Origin of the sequence: Pelagimonas sp., from assembly GCF_050633425.1 — a bacterium.
GTDB lineage: Bacteria > Pseudomonadota > Alphaproteobacteria > Rhodobacterales > Rhodobacteraceae > Pelagimonas.
Window position 1 is genome coordinate 1 of sequence record NZ_JBOEGM010000009.1, and the last position, 17,520, is coordinate 17,520.

Annotated in this window: 16 protein-coding genes; all 16 read left to right on the forward strand. The window is 51.9% G+C overall.

Features of this window, described 5'->3' with window-relative positions; translation table 11 throughout:
* Positions 1 to 185: 185 nt before the first annotated feature.
* The 16 genes from ACRBB0_RS08200 (at position 186) to ACRBB0_RS08275 (ending at position 17,516) form a co-directional block, all read left to right on the forward strand.
* Positions 186 to 1,874: a sensor histidine kinase gene (locus ACRBB0_RS08200; protein WP_431373935.1), complete on the forward strand. Its 1,689-nt coding sequence runs from the start codon at positions 186 to 188 to the stop codon at positions 1,872 to 1,874.
* Positions 1,871 to 3,208, forward strand: coding sequence for a sigma-54-dependent transcriptional regulator (locus tag ACRBB0_RS08205; protein WP_431373936.1), 1,338 nt, complete (start codon positions 1,871 to 1,873; stop codon positions 3,206 to 3,208). The genes ACRBB0_RS08200 and ACRBB0_RS08205 overlap by 4 nt, the downstream gene beginning before the upstream one ends.
* Positions 3,205 to 4,443, forward strand: coding sequence for an ABC transporter substrate-binding protein (locus ACRBB0_RS08210; RefSeq protein WP_431373937.1), 1,239 nt, complete (start codon positions 3,205 to 3,207; stop codon positions 4,441 to 4,443). Before ACRBB0_RS08205 ends, ACRBB0_RS08210 begins: the two co-directional genes overlap by 4 nt.
* 248 nt (positions 4,444 to 4,691) lie before the next feature.
* Positions 4,692 to 6,020, forward strand: a complete 1,329-nt coding sequence (locus tag ACRBB0_RS08215; RefSeq protein ID WP_431373938.1) for an ABC transporter substrate-binding protein — start codon at positions 4,692 to 4,694, stop codon at positions 6,018 to 6,020.
* Between the two features lie 38 nt (positions 6,021 to 6,058).
* Positions 6,059 to 7,087, forward strand: coding sequence for a branched-chain amino acid ABC transporter permease (locus ACRBB0_RS08220; RefSeq protein WP_431373939.1), 1,029 nt, complete (start codon positions 6,059 to 6,061; stop codon positions 7,085 to 7,087).
* Positions 7,084 to 8,067 carry a branched-chain amino acid ABC transporter permease gene (locus tag ACRBB0_RS08225; RefSeq protein ID WP_431373940.1) on the forward strand — a complete coding sequence of 328 codons (984 nt, stop codon included), beginning with the start codon at positions 7,084 to 7,086 and terminating at the stop codon, positions 8,065 to 8,067. The genes ACRBB0_RS08220 and ACRBB0_RS08225 overlap by 4 nt, the downstream gene beginning before the upstream one ends.
* A 1-nt stretch (position 8,068) precedes the next feature.
* On the forward strand, positions 8,069 to 8,890 hold the full coding sequence (locus ACRBB0_RS08230; protein WP_431373941.1) for an ABC transporter ATP-binding protein: 822 nt from the start codon (positions 8,069 to 8,071) through the stop codon (positions 8,888 to 8,890).
* Positions 8,890 to 9,549 (forward strand): ABC transporter ATP-binding protein, encoded by a 660-nt coding sequence (locus tag ACRBB0_RS08235; RefSeq protein WP_431373942.1) that lies wholly within the window; start codon positions 8,890 to 8,892, stop codon positions 9,547 to 9,549. The genes ACRBB0_RS08230 and ACRBB0_RS08235 overlap by 1 nt, the downstream gene beginning before the upstream one ends.
* A gap of 3 nt (positions 9,550 to 9,552) precedes the next feature.
* The gene (locus ACRBB0_RS08240; protein WP_431373943.1) at positions 9,553 to 10,725 is read left to right on the forward strand and encodes an iron-containing alcohol dehydrogenase; all 1,173 of its coding nucleotides are present in this window, start codon (positions 9,553 to 9,555) and stop codon (positions 10,723 to 10,725) included.
* An 81-nt stretch (positions 10,726 to 10,806) separates the two neighbouring features.
* Positions 10,807 to 11,751, forward strand: coding sequence for a cyclase family protein (locus ACRBB0_RS08245; RefSeq protein WP_431373944.1), 945 nt, complete (start codon positions 10,807 to 10,809; stop codon positions 11,749 to 11,751).
* 79 nt (positions 11,752 to 11,830) lie between these two features.
* Positions 11,831 to 13,318 carry an NAD-dependent succinate-semialdehyde dehydrogenase gene (locus ACRBB0_RS08250; protein ID WP_431373945.1) on the forward strand — a complete coding sequence of 496 codons (1,488 nt, stop codon included), beginning with the start codon at positions 11,831 to 11,833 and terminating at the stop codon, positions 13,316 to 13,318.
* Between the two features lie 56 nt (positions 13,319 to 13,374).
* Entirely contained in the window at positions 13,375 to 13,944 is a 570-nt protein-coding gene (locus tag ACRBB0_RS08255) for a ZrgA family zinc uptake protein (protein ID WP_431373946.1), read from the forward strand.
* Positions 13,941 to 14,672 carry an ABC transporter ATP-binding protein gene (locus ACRBB0_RS08260; RefSeq protein ID WP_431373947.1) on the forward strand — a complete coding sequence of 244 codons (732 nt, stop codon included), beginning with the start codon at positions 13,941 to 13,943 and terminating at the stop codon, positions 14,670 to 14,672. Before ACRBB0_RS08255 ends, ACRBB0_RS08260 begins: the two co-directional genes overlap by 4 nt.
* A complete protein-coding gene (locus tag ACRBB0_RS08265; protein ID WP_431373948.1) occupies positions 14,669 to 15,925 on the forward strand; it encodes an ABC transporter permease in 1,257 nt (418 codons plus the stop codon). Before ACRBB0_RS08260 ends, ACRBB0_RS08265 begins: the two co-directional genes overlap by 4 nt.
* 14 nt (positions 15,926 to 15,939) lie before the next feature.
* Entirely contained in the window at positions 15,940 to 16,449 is a 510-nt protein-coding gene (locus ACRBB0_RS08270; RefSeq protein ID WP_431373949.1) for a DUF3299 domain-containing protein, read from the forward strand.
* Positions 16,450 to 16,550: 101 nt separating this feature from the next.
* A complete protein-coding gene (locus ACRBB0_RS08275; protein ID WP_431373950.1) occupies positions 16,551 to 17,516 on the forward strand; it encodes a dihydrodipicolinate synthase family protein in 966 nt (321 codons plus the stop codon).
* Positions 17,517 to 17,520 lie beyond the last annotated feature (4 nt).

Here is a 17,520-nt window from a genome sequence, read left to right on the forward strand (position 1 = left end):
ATAATCAGACTTATGTTAAGTTATTGATATAATTATCAACAAAGTTCCATAAGAAATATTATGCGGTATTCGATCGCAATGGCGACGGAAGTGCAGTATGAGCGCTTTTCGCTCAAAAACTAGAACGCGAGCGCTTTTCGCTCACTCCACAATTTGATAGTCTTTGGTATGGGGGATCAATTTGCGTGACAAAAAGCTTTTCGTTCAGAAAACTAAATCTTGCCCGACGATATTTGTGGGGAGCCCTTGTCGCTGCCCTTATACCACTCATCCTTATCGCGGCTCTATATGATCAATATAGCGCCAATCTCCTGAACAATCTAATCACCAATCGAGTGAATGCTAATCTGGAAGCAACGGCCGCCAAGATGAGCAACTTTATGTCCGTTCAGGTGAATCGGTTGGAAAACATCGTCGATCTTGCAGACACCAGTGACTTTTTCCGAAGTGAACGACATGACAATATGTCAGGATTGTTGGAGGACATTCTTCTACTCGAAGCTGAAAGTCCGGATATTTATGCCATTGAGCTTGCCGACATAGAAGGCAATATCCTGCAGACTATCCCTTCAACCCGAACACGCCTAAAGCCAGAAAATTACAACACCTTGCCACTTGTTCAACATGGGACCGTCGAAGTGCTTGGCCCGGTCCTTCCCAAAAATGGACGGCCCGGCTGGTTCCTTATTCGCATGCCGGTTATGGTCAATCAGGAAACGATTGGCCTCGTATCCTTGCGAACCCGGCTCGCCTCCCTGACAGAGCAGGTTGCTCCGCTCATAGAACCCGACGTGTACGAGCCGCAGATCGTCGTCTTTGATCGCGTGCATCTCACGTCAGTTGGCACACACGCAGAAGTAGGGAATGCCTTTGCCCGTTCTCGGCAGTTTTTTCCGGGTTGGCGAATTCATCTGGTCGAAGGAAAAGGCAGTCTTCAGGAACCGCGAACCCAAATTCGTTACCTCCTCTTGGTTGCAGCAGCAATTTCCGCGCTGGTGATGATCTATCTGTTTTTCAAAATGTCTGAGCGGGTTTCGCGCTATCTCTTGCCGTTGAACAACGGTGCGAAGGCCATTGCCAATGGCGATTTTTCAACGCCGGTATCCGAAGATGCCCCCGGCGAATTGGGCACCCTTGCGAGATCATTCAATCGCATGCGGGAACAATTAGAAAAACTCATCAAGTCGCGTGTAGATGTTGAACGGCGAGCCGCACTCGGGAATATGGCAGCGAGTATTGCACACGAAATCAGAAACCCACTCACCACTGTCGCGGCCACGGTGCATGGTCTCAATCGCAATGAGGCAGACCCGGAGCGGCGCCAAATGTTTGATGTCATCTCCTCTGAAATCACCCGTGTCGACCATACCATTGCCGAGTTTCTCAATTACGCACGGCCGAGCGATCCTGTCAGGGAGAACGTGTCGGTGCGAGACGTCTTCCGCTCCATCAGAACACTCATTGCGACAACGGCGCATGAAAAAAATATCATCATCAACCTTTCAGGCGATTCCAGTCTCACCATTGAAGTTGACCAAGCACATCTGAGACAAATCCTTTTGAACCTCGTACTCAATGCCATCGATGCGATGCCCGAAGGCGGGCATCTCACGCTTCAAGCCTACAAGGAAAATGGTGCGGCTGTTCTGATTGCATCTGATGATGGCGCTGGCATGGACGACGAGACCAGATCGCGAATTCTCCGGCCCTTTTTTACCACGAAGTCAGGTGGTTCTGGTCTTGGCCTCTCCATCACGAACCAACTCGTTGAGGCCAATCACGGCACGATGGATGTCGAAAGCGAAGAAGGCGTCGGAACAACAATCACCATCACCTTCCCGATGAATGCCGAGCAAAAAAAGGTTGGGTTATGAGCAAGACAACGGTCCTGATCATCGATGACGAAATCAAGCTTACCCAGTCACTCGCCTTTACACTTCGGCAAGCCGGAATGGAATGTCTTGAAGCCCATAATGGTCATGTCGGTTGCAATCTGGCTCAAAAGGAGAGCCCTGATGTCGTTCTGCTAGACGTCAGGATGCCTGGTAAAAACGGCCTCGAAGTCCTTGAGTGGTTTAATGCAGAAATGCCCGAAGTTCCCGTCATCATGATGTCAGCGTTCGACGACACCAAAGATGCCGTCACCGCTATCAAGATGGGAGCTGTTGACTATTTATCGAAGCCGTTCGATGTCGATGAACTAATTCATCTGTTGGATGAAACCAACACGCATCGTCAGCTCAAATCAGAAGTTCAATACTTAAGAGAGCGCAACACAAACGACACCGCACTCATTGGCAATAGTACTGTAATGCGGGACTTGAGAGAACACATTGATCGCATTTCACAGAGCAATCTGGGGACATTGCTTTTAGCCGGAGAGACGGGCGTTGGCAAAGCAGTGGTTGCGCGTCAGATGCATATCAAGAGCAATGGTGGCGAAAGCCCATTCGTTGAGATCAACTGTGCGACATTGCCGGAAAACAAGATTGAAGCTGAACTATTTGGTGCGGAGCGCGGCACCCTGCCCGGTCTCGTCTCAAGGCGCCGTGGACTTGTTGAGATAGCAGACAACGGTACTTTGTTTCTCGATGAAATCGGCGAAATGCCCCTTTCCGTTCAGGCAAAGTTGCTGACATATCTAGAGACAAGAACGTATCGTCCTGTCGGGATCACAAGAGAGCATCATTCAAAAGCTTTGGTTATTGCCGCGACCAATAAGAGCCTCGAGCAAGCGGTTGCTGCAGGAAATTTCCGTCAGGATCTGTTCTATCGACTGAACGTCGTTCCATTAGAAATTCTCCCACTGCGCGAAAGAGATCAGGATATCGCGCTGCTGGCGAAGCACTTTGCGCGTTTTTTTGCAGAGGAATCAGCGTCTAAGTCGATTGGTTTTTCCAGATCAACCCTGACATTCTTCGATTCATACCCATGGCCTGGAAACGTACGGGAACTGAAAAATCTTGTTGAACGTCTAACGATCCTTCATCCAGGCCAAGTCATCTCGGTTGATCAATTGCCGCCTGAAATCCGAAACGTTGAGCCACGCAAACCCGTTTCAATAGAAGAACAGATGGACAACGTCGAACGCAACATGATTCAGGACACCCTGATCAAGTGCCGCGGTAAAAAAGGACTCGCAGCTGAGCGTCTCGGCATCTCCAGGCATGCTTTGAAGCGCAAAATGCAGCGACTGGATATGTCATGAAATACATAATATCGATATGCGCTACCACCGTTCTGGCAACACTTCTGTTTGCATTCCCCTCGTACGCCCAATCAGATCCAGTCAGGATCGGGTGCCTCTATCCGCTGACCGGTCCAGGTGGGCTCTATGGGCGCGATAGTGCCGTAGCGATCAAGCTTGCACAGGATCATCTGAATGCACTTGAGCCAGCCGACTATCCGCAGCTGGAAGTTCTGATCGAAGACACGCGCTCGAAATCACTTAGATCGGTGCAGATTGCTCGAAAATTCATCGAAGAAGAAAACGTCGATTTTCTGTGTGGTGTCGTCAGCTCCAGTATAGCGCGTGCAGTCTCTCCGATCGCCGAAAAACATGAGACATTCTTTATTGGTACTGACCATGCCTCACCCACTTTGGTGAAAGAAGCACTCCATCCCTACTACTTCCGGGTCAATAATGGCACACGCCTTTCGATGCTGGCAGGCGCGCAATATATCGAGGAAAACTATGGTCAAAGCGCCGACCCTATAAGGATCGCATTTGTTGGGCCTGATTATGAATACGGATATCAGGCATGGGACGATCTCAAAGGTTTTCTTGACGCGCATAGCATGGCGACAGACATCCGTGGAGAATACTGGCCCAAGCTCTTTGAGACTGATTACACGCCCTACATTCAACAGCTGCTGAAGGACGAAGTGGACATCGTCGTCAGTGGCCACTGGGGCTTGGACCTCGTCACTTTCGTGAAACAGGCAAAACAGCTGGGTCTGTTCGAGCAAACACAGTTTATGAACTTCGATGCCGGCGGAAACTACGAAATTCTCGCGGAGCTTGGCAATGACATGCCGCTCGGCCTTGTCCTTTCTGCCCGGCATCATGTCAATTGGCCTCCAACTTCACACAACGAAAGTTTCGTAGAAAAGTTTCATGAAGAGGCCGGTCGTTATCCCAGTTATGCGGCCCAAGGCGCTTACGCAGGCATCTTGGCAATTGCTGAAACCGTTCGGCAATCCGGTGGTGCAGATGATCCAGAAAAAGTCAGGCGCTCTCTTGAGACTTTATCGTTGTCTCTGCCGGAAGATCCCGAAGGTTTTCGGTCGCACATGGACCCTCAAACGCATCAGATGCTGCAAGTGCAGGCTATTGGTAAGACTGTTTTCGATAACCGTTATCCGCCCGCAACGGTGCAATTGGGCGAGTGGTCGATTTACTATCCGCCTGCGCAATGGCCGCAGCTTACCGATCCCAACTAATCGAACTGTGAATAAGTTCCACAGTGAGCGGTTACCGCTCACCCAAAGCGAGGTTTGAGCGCATTGCGCTCGCAAAACTACCGCTCAAAAATTGAAGAGTTCCCTAATCCGATGAAAATGACGGCAGCGTGCTCACCGGGTGCGCAGGGAGGATTTCGCACAGTTACACCTACCGGTCGGGGGAGGCTCTGCCGCGTGCTGCTGCGTGAATTTCTATCTCAAATTCGGATAGAACTTGGAGGAATAACATGAGGCATTCACCTCGCATCGGCACAAAATTTGGTGCTGTTTTCAAAAATTCAACATCACTCATTGCAGCCGCAACAATCGGACTTTTGGGCAGCTTCGCTTCGCCGAATGCCGCGCAGGCTCAAGACGAGACTGTCAAGATCGGTTTCGTCACCTTCTTGTCAGGCGGTGCAGCTGGCCCATTCGGTGTCCCGGCGCGCAATGCCGCAGAGCTGATGATCCAGTCCATCAATGCGGGCACGATCCCTGGTCAATACAACACTGCCGGTGTTGGTGGTGCGATGATCGAACCGATCTTTGTTGATGAAAATTCAAAGCAGAAAAATGCCGACTACCTCAAGCTTGTCGAAAAAGACGCGGTTGATATGGTTGTCGGTTACATCTCATCGGGCAGCTGTAAAGCAATCGCACCGGAGGCGGAGAAAGCGCAGAAGTTGACGATTTTGTTTGATTGCGGCACACCGCAAATCTTCGAAGAGATCGTCACCGATCCGCAATACACATTCCGCACAGGTGGCCATGCCACAATGGATAATGTCGCGGCAGCACGTTATCTTGCGCAAACAGGCGCAAGTGCGGCAAACGTTGCGGGTATCAACCAGAACTACGCTTGGGGACAAGACTCATGGCGTGACTTTTCAGCTTCGATTGCACAGTTGAACGCAGACTCAAAGGTTGCCACCGAACAGTTTCCGAAAATCTATGCGGGCCAGTACGGGTCTGAAATTTCAGCGCTGCTGACTTCCAAACCAGACGTCATTCATTCCAGTTTCTGGGGCGGCGATATGGAGGCCTTTATTATCCAAGGCTCAGCACGCGGCATTTTCGAACGTTCCAAAGTTGTACTGACAACCGGAGAAACAGCGATGCATCGTCTTGGCGCTCAAATGCCCGATGGCACAATCATCGGTGCGCGTGGTCCGCATGGCGATCTTGCGCCTCAGTCTGAGCTGAACGACTGGTTCCGCAAAGCTTATTTTGATCGCTTCGGTACATTGCCAACCTATCCATCTTACAAGATGGCACAGGCGCTTCTCGGCGTGAAAGCCGCCGCGGATAAAGCGGGCAGCGCTGATCAAGATGCTGTCATCGGCGCTTTGAAAGGCCTTGAATGGGAAGGCCCGAGCGGAACCGTTTCCATGGCTCTTGCCAATGGTCACCAGGCGATCCAGGACACGGCTTATGGCACTTACAAATATGACAAAGACGCCGGCAAGGCGACACTGGTTGATGTTGTTCGTTTCCCAGCCGAATGCGTGAACCCACCAGCCGGTATTAACTCTATCGACTGGATCAATGGCGGTTTTGAAGGCGCGAAGTGCGAATAGAGACGTAAACCTCCCAAGTTGGGCGGTGTGCCGGTCACATGATCGGTACATCGCCTGAAGCAACTGGCCGGGCTTCAGGCTATCAAATTGACGAGCTTGAGCCCGGTTTTTCTCCAACAGCTGATTTTGCGGCGAGGAGGAAACACTCAAACAATTATCTGGAGTTAATGATGCTGACCGCAATCGCGATAGCAGTGGATGGTCTTGGCTTTGCCGCATGGCTATTTCTATCATCGGTGGGGCTCACGTTGATCTACGGCGTGATGCGGATCCTCAACATTGCCCATGGCGGGTTTTATGCGCTCGGCGCTTATTCCTCTGCATGGGCCATTGGTTTGTACACTCAAACCGGCAACACAGTCGCACTTACCTTTCTCATCATCCCGCTTGCCGCTCTTTTGGCAGGTGTCGTGTCGGGCTTATTGGTCGAGCGCGGTATCTTAAGGTTTATGTATGGTCGTGACGAAGTCCTGATGGTGCTCGTCACCTATGCGATCTTTCTCATACTTGAAGATGTCACGAAGCTGATTTGGGGCACCGAGTCTTACGTAGCATGGCAGCCTGCCTTTTACTTCGGGACGATCGATATCTTCGACATCCCTTACACGGTTTATAAATTCATCATCATTGGCGTCGCCATCACTGTTGGCCTTGCCCTTTTCATCGGTCTTAATCGCACACGCATCGGTAAGCTGTTGCTTGTGGTTATTGAGGATCGTGAGATCAGTGGTGCGCTCGGCATCAATGTAAGACGTTTTTTCACAGTCACATTTGTTATTGGTGCCACTCTCGGAGCACTCGGCGGCGCCATCACGGCTCCTGAAATTTCGGTATCCCCCGGCATTGGCGCAGAGATCATCGTCTTGTCATTCGCGGTGATCGTGATTGGCGGCATGGGATCGATAGGTGGTGCCATGCTTGGCGCGGTGATTGTTGGCTTTGCACGCGCAGCCTCCGTGCACCTGTATCCGCCAGCTGAACTTTTCTCGATCTATCTCGTCATGGCCGCAGTCCTGGCCGTTAAACCTTATGGCCTCTTTGCTTTGGCAGAAAGCAGGAAGATATGACCAAATCACTCGACCGCACTGAACTCGGGCTTATCATTGCCCTTCCAATCCTGATCTGCCTCGCCTTCATCCTACCGAAATGGATCGTCAACTACGTCCAAGTCTCGATGGGCACTGGTCTTGTGGCCCTCGGCGTGATGATTCAAATGCGCGCCGGTCTCGTCTCATTTGGGCAAGGGCTCTACTTTTGCGTTGGGGGCTACGCTGCTGGCATGGCAGCCAAGTTCATGGGTATTTCCGATCTCTTCGTGCTTTTGGCATTTGGAATAATCGCAGCTCTTGTTCTTTCGACCATCCTCGGTTTCCTGCTGCGCAGATACCGGGAAATCTTCTTCGCCATGCTCAGCTTGGCAGTGTCAATGATCCTATTCGGACTCCTTTCAAGCACTGAAGAACTGGGCAGCACCGACGGCTTCAACTTACCGACTGCTACTTTCCTGGGCTGGGCACCAACGGGCGAAACTGCGCGACTGACGCTCTATACGATCACTTGTGTCGTCGTCATCGGATGTGCGATCGCACTAAACCGATTTCTGAAAGGGCCAATCGGCTACATCAATGAGGCAATCCGAGAGAACGAACTCCGAGTCGAATACCTTGGCACATCAGCGCACAAAGCGGTCCACATCACTTATGTTCTGGCCGCAGTCGTCTCATCAATTGGTGGTGTGCTTTGGGCCCTGGCGCTCGGACACGTTGATCCTGAAATGACCAATTGGACGACCTCTGGACAGTTTGTATTTGTCTCTATCCTTTCCGGTATCGGCAATATCGCCGCACCACTCATAGGTACGTTCATTCTTGAAGTTGTTCGGATCTATGCCGTGGAACTGTCGCCAAACACTTGGCAGATGATCTTGGGCACCGTGATGCTTTTGACGATTATTTTCCTGCCAAAAGGTCTTTGGTCGCTGGTTGCATCCAAGAAAAAATCCAAAAAAGAAAAGCTGGCGGCATCTGCTCCAGCAGCAGGTGAATGATATGACCACGCTTCTTGAAACCCGCAAATTGGAAAGAACCTTTGGCGCCGTCTATGCCGCCAAAGACGTCAACATCAAAATCGATGCTGGCGAAATCCTGGGCGTCATCGGTTCAAATGGCGCGGGCAAAACAACCTTCGTCAATATGGTCACCGGATATCTGACGCCAAGTTCGGGAGAGATCCTGTATCGCGGCAAAGAAATCACCGGATTGCCAACGCGGGACATCACCAAGCTAGGTATTTGTCGCTCGTTTCAAATTCCGCAGCTCTTCCCGGAACTGCCGGTGATTGAAAACATGCTCATCGCTTTGACGATTGCCAAGCAGAACAGCACGGTCCTGTTCAAACCGGCAATCAATCAAGCTCTCGAAGATGAGGCGATGACGCTTCTGGCACGGTTCAAGATCGACCAGTATGCCGATCAGGATATCGCCACACTGCCGCAGGGCGTTCGCAAGCTGGTCGACATAGCAATGGCGACGGTCGCTGAACCAGATCTCTTGTTCCTCGACGAACCAACCAGTGGCGTGAGTGCTGACGAAAAGATGGACCTTATGAAGGTTCTGATTGACGCGCTTAAATCCACAAAAACTGCCGTTCTGTTCATCGAACATGACATGGAAATCGTCGAAGCCTTCTCTCCACGCTGTGTTGCGTTCTACGAGGGAACCATTCTCGCAGACGGGCCCACTGCTGACGTTCTGGAAAATCAGAAAGTCAGAGAGTTTGTGATTGGCAGTGAATTCCACCGCAGCGCTGCAGAGCCTGAGACATCCAAACCGGCACCAGAAAAGAAAACCTCCAAGAAAGGGGCTGCATAATGCTGACCATCGACAATATCAGCCTTTCCATTCAGCGCGTGCCGATCCTACGGGATGTAAGCCTAGAGATTGAAACCGGGACAACATGTGGTCTCATCGGTCGCAACGGTGCTGGCAAGACGACTTTGATGCGGTCGATAATGGGCGCTTTGGCCGTTGAAAAAGGTGCCATCCGATTCAACCAGGTCGATCTTCACACGGCCAAACCGCACGAACGCGCGACACTCGGTATAGGATATTTGCCTGAAGACCGACGCTTGGTGCCACATTTCACCGTCGAAGAGAACATCATGGTTTCCCTTTGGGCGACCAACAATGACGACCATAGTCGCCTGAAATGGGTGTACGAGCTCATGCCTGAGATCGGCCGCTTTGCAGAGCGCAAGGCGATGACTTTAAGTGGCGGGCAACAGAAACTTGTCGCCTTGGCACGTGCTCTTGTTGCCGGGTCGAACCTGCTTCTTCTGGATGAGCCCTTTGAGGGCGTGGCACCTGCATTGGCCCAACGTCTTATGGAAGTTATCGGCGATCTGAAGTCTGAAAACTTGACAGTGTTAGTCTCTGAATCAGACTACACGCATTCTGAAAAAGTGGTCGACAAAGTCTATTCGATCGAGCGCGGTCAGATCAGTCTGATGAATGAAGTGGAGGCGGCGTGAGTCATGTCTGACTTTGTTTTCAACACAACGCCGTCCGTTCGACAAATCAATGGTGGAGCCGCCAAGCTTGGAGAAATCGTCGACAGCATGCCGTTTTCTTCAGACCGGTCGGAGGTTCTGTTTGTCACCGATCCCGGCATTATCAATCTGGGGCTTGCAGAACCCGCGATTGCCAATTTGAAAAAATGCGGGTTTCTCGTCACCGTATTCGACAAGATCGAACCCGATCCGAAGGCGTCCACGGTGATGGAAGCGGTTCAGGTTGCGAAGCTGCATGAATGCGCCTGCGTCATAGGTTTTGGCGGCGGCAGTTCGATGGATGTGGCGAAGATGATCGCACTCCTCGCAAACTCTGCGCAGTCGCTTGATGACATGTACGGCGTCAATCAGGCGACCGGCACACGATTGCCACTGGTGTTGGTTCCAACAACGGCAGGCACTGGCTCTGAAGTCACTGCCGTCTCGATCCTGACCACTGGTTCTGAAGAAAAGAAAGGCGTCGTTTCGCCGATCATCCTTCCGGATATCGCTTTACTGGATGCTGAATTGACACTTGGGTTACCACCTCACATCACAGCCGCGACAGGCGTTGATGCGATGGTGCATGCCATAGAAGCGTTCACATCAAGAAGTGTGAACAACAATCCGATTTCCAAAATACTCGCCAAGCAAGCACTCAATCTTTTGGGGGCGAACATTCGTGAAGCCGTGTTCAACGGATCGAACAAACAAGCCCGCTCTAATATGTTGCTTGGGTCGATGCTTGCAGGTCAAGCGTTTGCCAATTCGCCTGTCGCGGCGGTTCACGCTCTTGCCTATCCGATCGGCAGCCTTTTCCATGTACCGCATGGACTTTCCAATGCCTTGGTCCTCGTAGAAGTCATGCGGTTCAATGCCCCTGTCTGTGGTGCGGAATACGCAGAACTTGCTCCGCATGTTTTTCCAGACATCGACACCGATCAGGTAAGCGAGGCGGTAACAGCAGAATTCATCGAAAAACTTGGGCAGCTCAATATCGAACTTGGCCTTGAAGCCGGTCTTCAACAGGTAGGCATTGCCAAAACCGACCTTCCCAAACTTGCTTCAGACGCAATGAACCAAACGCGTCTCCTCATCAACAATCCACGCGAAGTCCTGGAGGAGGATGCAACGCGGATTTACGAAGCGTCGCTCTGAGCGAACCTGCCCAGCCGTGCTCGCGGTCATCGGATGGGCTGAAAACCCAATAAACCGCCAACCTCTAAGGGAGGAGACACTATGAAAACCTTTGCACTCGCTGCAGCTATTGTCTGCGGTATTGCGAGCTCGGCTGGAGCCCAAGACTGGCGTGAGTCGCCTTGGGGGCCTGAAGATGAACTGGGAGCTGCCAATCACATCACACCTGAAAGTGTGCTGGAAGCGTCCAAGCTCATCAAGACTGGGAAAACCTACAATCTTGGCATCGTTGTTGATTCGAAAACACCGGCCTTTAGTCCCCGGTCGATGAGCATCACCGTCCTTCAGCCAAACCAGATCACAACACAAGGTCTGGGCACAAACGGTATGACCTACAATGATGATATCTTCATGGGATGGCTTGGAATCGGCCCTCAAATTGATGGGCTAGGCCACATCGGCATCAAACACGAATACTACAATGGTCTCCAAGGGGCTGAAGTCGCCAAGGCCGATGGATTGGCCAAATTGGGTCTCGAAAAACTGCCTCCAATGGTCACCCGCGGCGTCGTTCTCGATATGACCAAACACTACGGTCAAGAGATCATCACGGAGGGTACAGCCTATACCAAGGAAGACATTATCGCCGTTGCTAAGGCACAGGGCGTTGAGTTGAAAAAGGGCGACACCGTCTTTTTCCATTCCGGTTGGCTCAACCTGCTTGACGGAGAAAATCAGGATCATGACCGTTATGTCTCTGTTGAGCCGGGCCTTGGCATTACAGGTGCAGAATATCTCGCTGAAATCGGCGTTGTGGCTGTTGGAGCCGACACCTGGGGACTGGAAGCACTTCCATTTGAAAACGGCACCGACGGGGTCTTTGCGGTTCACCAGATACTGATCCCCAAAAACGGCATCTATATTCTTGAGAACATGGATACGCGGGAGCTCGTCAAAGACGAGGCTTGGGAGTTCATGTTCGTGCTCGGTGTAACCCGTATGAAGGGTGCCGTCCAAATGATGATCAACCCAACAGCAATTCGATAACGAAACAAAACTCGACTTCCGCACCGTACCGCGGTGCGGAAGTCCATAATTTCGAAGGAATCAACAAGAGATGCCATTCATGTTCGACACACTTGAGAAGAGACTGAGCCGAAAAGACCTGCTCGTTTCGGCCGGCTATATCGGTGGCCAATGGGTCGACGTCAGGCAGGCAGAAGAAGAAGACCGCAAAACCTTTAGTGTCAAGGATCCGGCAACAGGCGATGTGATAGCAACGCTTCCTGATCTAGGCGTTGGGGGCGCAAAGGCTGCCATTGAAAGCGCTTTTATCGCCCAACAAGAATGGAAGACCAGAACTGGCAAGGAGCGCGCCTCGGTGCTGCGCAAGTTGCATGATCTCATGATCGAACATGCCGATGATCTAGCAGCAATTTTGACCGCTGAAATGGGCAAACCGTTTGCAGAAGCCAAGGGCGAAATTCTGTATGGTGCTTCATATGTGGAATGGTTTGCAGAAGAAGCCAAACGCATCTACGGCGATGTCATTCCGGGCCACCAAGCCGACAAACGAATTGTCGTCATCAAACAGCCTGTCGGTGTTGTCGCGTCGATCACACCATGGAACTTCCCCAATGCGATGATGACCAGAAAGCTCGCACCTGCACTTGCTGCGGGCTGCGCCTTTGTTGCTAAACCCGCAGCAGAGACACCCTTGTCGGCTCTTGCTATGGCAAGACTTGCCGAGGAGGCAGGCGTACCTGCAGGGCTGTTCTCCGTTATCCCGTCAGCAGATGCCAAGGCAATCGGTGAAGAGTTCTGTTCCAATGACAAAGTGCGCAAATTGTCATTTACGGGGTCGACTGAAGTTGGTCGGATATTGATGAAACAGTCTGCTGACAAAGTACTGCGAACGTCGATGGAATTGGGCGGCAATGCACCCTTCATCGTGTTCAATGATGCTGACCTTGATGCAGCAGTAGAAGGAGCCATGATTTCCAAGTATCGAAACAACGGCCAAACCTGTGTCTGTGCAAACCGTATTTATGTGCAATCCGGAGTGTATGACGCATTTAGCGAAAAACTCACGGCCGCGGTTCAAAAAATGAGGGTCGGCAATGGGTTTGATGAAGCCATCAACGCCGGGCCGCTGATATCAAGCGAAGCACTAGCAAAAGTCGAAGACCATATCGCAGATGCGGCGTCCAAAGGTGCGCACATCGTTACTGGCGGCAAGCGTCACCAATTGGGGGGCACGTTCTTTGAACCAACCATTCTGACCGGCGTGACAAAAGCGATGAAGATCGCAAAAGAAGAAACCTTTGGACCTGTAGCGCCGTTGTTTAGTTTTGAAACAGTCGAAGACGTCATCGAGCAGGCCAATGATACGATCTTCGGTCTTGCATCTTATTTCTATGCAAGAGACATGGCGCAGGTGTGGCGCGTAGCCGAGGCGCTCGAATACGGAATGGTGGGTATAAACACCGGTCTCATCTCAACGGAGGTTGCACCATTTGGAGGCATCAAACAGTCGGGACAAGGCCGGGAAGGGTCGAAATACGGCTTAGAAGATTATTTGGAAATCAAATATCTGTGCATGGGAGGCGTGTAGTGTTTGTGCCTCGTTTCACAGTTCGGACAGGGCTGTCAGTTTTCGGGACGGCGGTATTGCTTGCAGTCTCGCCATCATCTGTTTTGGCCGAGGGCAGCCAGCATGCCGCCCACCAACACGGCCTTGCCACGCTCAATATCGTTCAAAACGGTACGATAGTCCGCGCTGAACTAACTGCGGCTGGCGCAGATATCGTCGGCTTTGAACACCAGGCGACATCGGAGGCGAGTAAAAAGAAAGTCTCCGATGCCCTAGAGCTTCTGCAGCAATCAGCAAATGCTATCGTCTGGCCGATTGAGTTCAATTGCTCCACGAAAGAAAGTAAGACTGACCTAGTATCGCAAGAGCCCGATGATCACGAAGAGAAGGACGGTCATACTAATGAAGACCACCATGATGATCATGGCGACCAACATGAAGAAGAGCGTGAACACTCAGAGTTCGTGGCGCTCTATGAGTGGGAATGCCGGTCATTTGATCTTTCTGGTGACGTCCAACTTCCCGTGTTTAATGCCTTCGGAACGCTGACAGCGTTAACGGTGAACTTTGTCGGTGACACTGTGCAGGGTCAGCAGAAGGTTGGTCGAAACATACCTCGATTTCAGTTGGGTAGATTGCGTCCATGATCCGGATGGACCACGCGACCACGCCAAGCTTGCGGACACGTAAAGTGTCCTTGTCGTGGTCGACGCGATCCACTGATACAACCAACAACTTCAAACTCACAATTCCAGATATTGAATTGTCTGCCGGCGACACTCTCCTTTTAAAGGGCAGCAGTGGTTCAGGTAAAACCACAATCCTGACAGCGCTCGCAGGGCTCATGGGTAAAATCGAGGGCAAGATCGCGGTCAATGGAACTGACCTTTATGCGTTGTCTGGACCTAAGAGAGATGCATACAGGGCCAATTTGATTGGCGTTGTGTTTCAACAACTAAACCTCATCCCGTACCTGACACCGATCGCAAATGTACTATTACCGTTTACTTTTCAAAGGACAGCGGGTTTCTCCGATCAGGATTTGGAAAAGCGCGCCTTTGATGTGACCAGTCGATTGGGTGTGAACAGATCAGAGATGCTGAAGCAAAGCTCGTCAGACCTGAGCGTCGGACAACAGCAGAGAATTGCTATTGCTCGGGCTGTCATTACTCGACCAGCAATTGTCCTTGCAGACGAACCAACAGCGGCTCTGGATGATCTGAATCGCGACGCATTTCTAGACCTCCTGTTCGAAACTGCTGAAGGCGAAGGCGCGATCTTGGTTATGTCCAGTCATGATCCAGCAGTCGCGGAGCGCTTTTCTCAAACCCTGGATCTAAACCGGATACAGACAGGTTTGGAGGGCATGGTTTGACCCTCTTCTCCGTGGCCATGCGGTCGGTCCTTTCCAGGCGCCTAACGACCAGCCTCACTGTCTTGGCGATTGCCTTATCCTTTGCACTGGTTCAGGTCGTCGATATCGTCCGTAGCGGAGCTCGGTCGAGCTTCACCAATACCATTTCGCAAACTGATCTAATCGTGGGAGCCAGAACGGGCAATGTTCAACTGCTGTTGTACAGCGTTTTCCATTTGGGAAACGCAGCCAATAATATCAGCTGGCAATCATATCAAGCATTGTCAGAACATGACGCAGTTGAGTGGATTGTCCCACTTTCGCTCGGAGACAGCCACAAGCAGTACAGAGTCATTGGCACAACGGATGAATTCTTCAGCCGTTATCGTTTCGCGCAGGACAGTCATTTGTCATTTGCATCGGGTAAATCGTTCGAAGAGTTGTTTGATGTCGTAATTGGTGCAGATGTCGCCCAAACACTGAACTATGAAATAGGTACTAGTCTCGTAATCGCTCATGGGCTTGAGTCTTTCGTCGCTCATGATGATCTGCCTTTTCGGGTATCGGGTATTCTGCAAAAAACGCACACACCGGTCGATCGCTCCGTTTACGTAAGTCTGCAGGCGCTCGAGGCTGTCCACCGCGACGTATCAGCACTGCGCGAGTCCCTTGGCGACGTCGTCCCTGCCCAACATCTTTTCCGTAAAGTCGATCTAACACCCAAAGCTATAACGGCGGCGCTTGTGGGTGTTAAAGACAAAATTCAGATTTTTGGACTTCAGAGAGACATAAACGAGTATCGTCCGGAGCCACTGACAGCGATCATACCCGGTGTAACCCTATCTGAATTATGGCGTGTTACCGGCCTTGCAGAGCAGGCGTTGCGATTGGTGGCATGGGCGGTACTGTTGGCGGCCCTCTTGGGAATGATCGCAACATTTGTCGCGGGCCTGACGGCACGAGAACGAGAATTTGCGATCCTTCGCACGATTGGTGCCGCGCCGCAGCATGTCGTTATACTGATACTGGTTGAAGTCTTCTTCCTCGTATTTATTGCTCTCATCGTTTCGATCATTTTAGTCGGATTGATCCTCGTTGGGGCTAACCCATTCTTGCAAGACGGGTTCGGGGTCTCGTTGCCACCAATTACAGGCATATCAGAGCAATGGCGCACTCTGCTCTTTTTTGTCGTCGTCGCGCCGCTCGCGGCTTTGGTCCCCGCTTATGAGGCCTACCGAAAAACGATCACTTCACAATTGGCCCGCAAATTTTAGACGAAGGTGTATCAATGAAAAACAAGTCGCGAAGAGATATCTTAAAAGCCGGAACCGTTGGGTTTGGCTGCGTTTGCCTAAGCTCTGTTGGTTACACCGGAACACCTAACGTCGAAGAGCTTAGCTGGGCTGATCTTACACCCACGGGAAAGGCAGTATTGTTGCCTCCCGTCACACATGCTGGCGCTTCTGCACCACAGGACACTCATAACGCAGAATCAGTACAGTCACTTCATGGCAAACTGGTCAGGATCCCAGGCTTCATCATTCCGCTTTCGTTTGAACAGCTTGATGTGGTTGAGTTCATTCTGGCCCCCTACAAAGGGGCATGTATCCACGTGCCGGCACCACCACCCAATCAACTCGTGCATGTTCAAACCGACATGCCGTACCCTAGCGCAAGAATGGTTAGGCCCGTTTGGGTTTCTGGTGTGCTTCAAATAGAAAGCAACGACACGCCATTGGCGCAGGTCGGCTATCGCATGCAGGCCGAGACAATAGAGCTATACAAAGCAAATGGATGAAGCTGGTCGTCTCAAAGTGACCTACACAGCCCACTTTGAGACGATCACCTTCAAACCTTCAACCAAACTGTTGGGACGTATGGCAGAGGGAGACAAGTGATATGTGCTTTGAACAACAGGATATCACCTTCGAAGCCCTCGCCGGCGGGACCATTGCCTCCACGCTGACCCCCTTCGATGAGGCGGGTGGTGTGCTGTGCCGCGCCATTACCGACCAGGCCCGCAGGCTGATGCGTATCGATGGCGTCATCGGCATTGCGGTCAACACGACCGTGCGGGAACGGTTATCATTGACGCCGGAAGAGCGGCTCGAAGTCATCCGCTGCACCAAGGCCGGTCTGGAGAACGGTCAGATGCTTGTCTCTTGCGTCGGCGAGCTGTCAGAGGCGGTGTTCGATGATGTGATCGCCTGCAAGAACGCAGGCGCTAATGCCATCATCACCTTCCCGTCCAGATGGCAGAAGGGGTTTGAGGGACAGACGCTCGGCGAGCGGATTACGCATCTGGCGGCGCTGACCGACTGCCTTGCCCTGCCCGTCATCCTCGCCTTGGGCAATGGCGAGAACAGATGGGCAGACGCGCCCGAAGACCTTGCGCTCCTAGCTACCGCAGGTCGTCAGATCCTCGGCTTCGACATGGGCCATGACGACAATGTGCTGCGCTACGATCAGGATTACTACACGCTCAAAGCGACCGACAAGCCAATGGCCTTGCTCCCATCCTCGGAAGGCGCCCTGTTCCACAATCTCAACACCGGTGGCGACGGTGTCTTGTCATCACTGGCTTATATCGCCCCGCATGAAGTCGCAGCGCTCTACAGTGCCTCCCGCAATGGTCGGTTCCATGAGGCGCAAGCCATCCACAATCAGCTTTCACCGTTGATCGGGATCATAAACGGTCATGATGTCGATACCCGGGAGATGCTCTGTCGCCAAGCGGCCCATCTGCGCGGTCTCCTCGCCTCGCCCGATGCACGCGGCCTGGACACCCCGCTCTGTCCCCACCTTACCGCCAGTCTTCAGAGCACGCTCAATGATATCGCGCTTAAACCGATCTCTTGGGTGTAGCGCA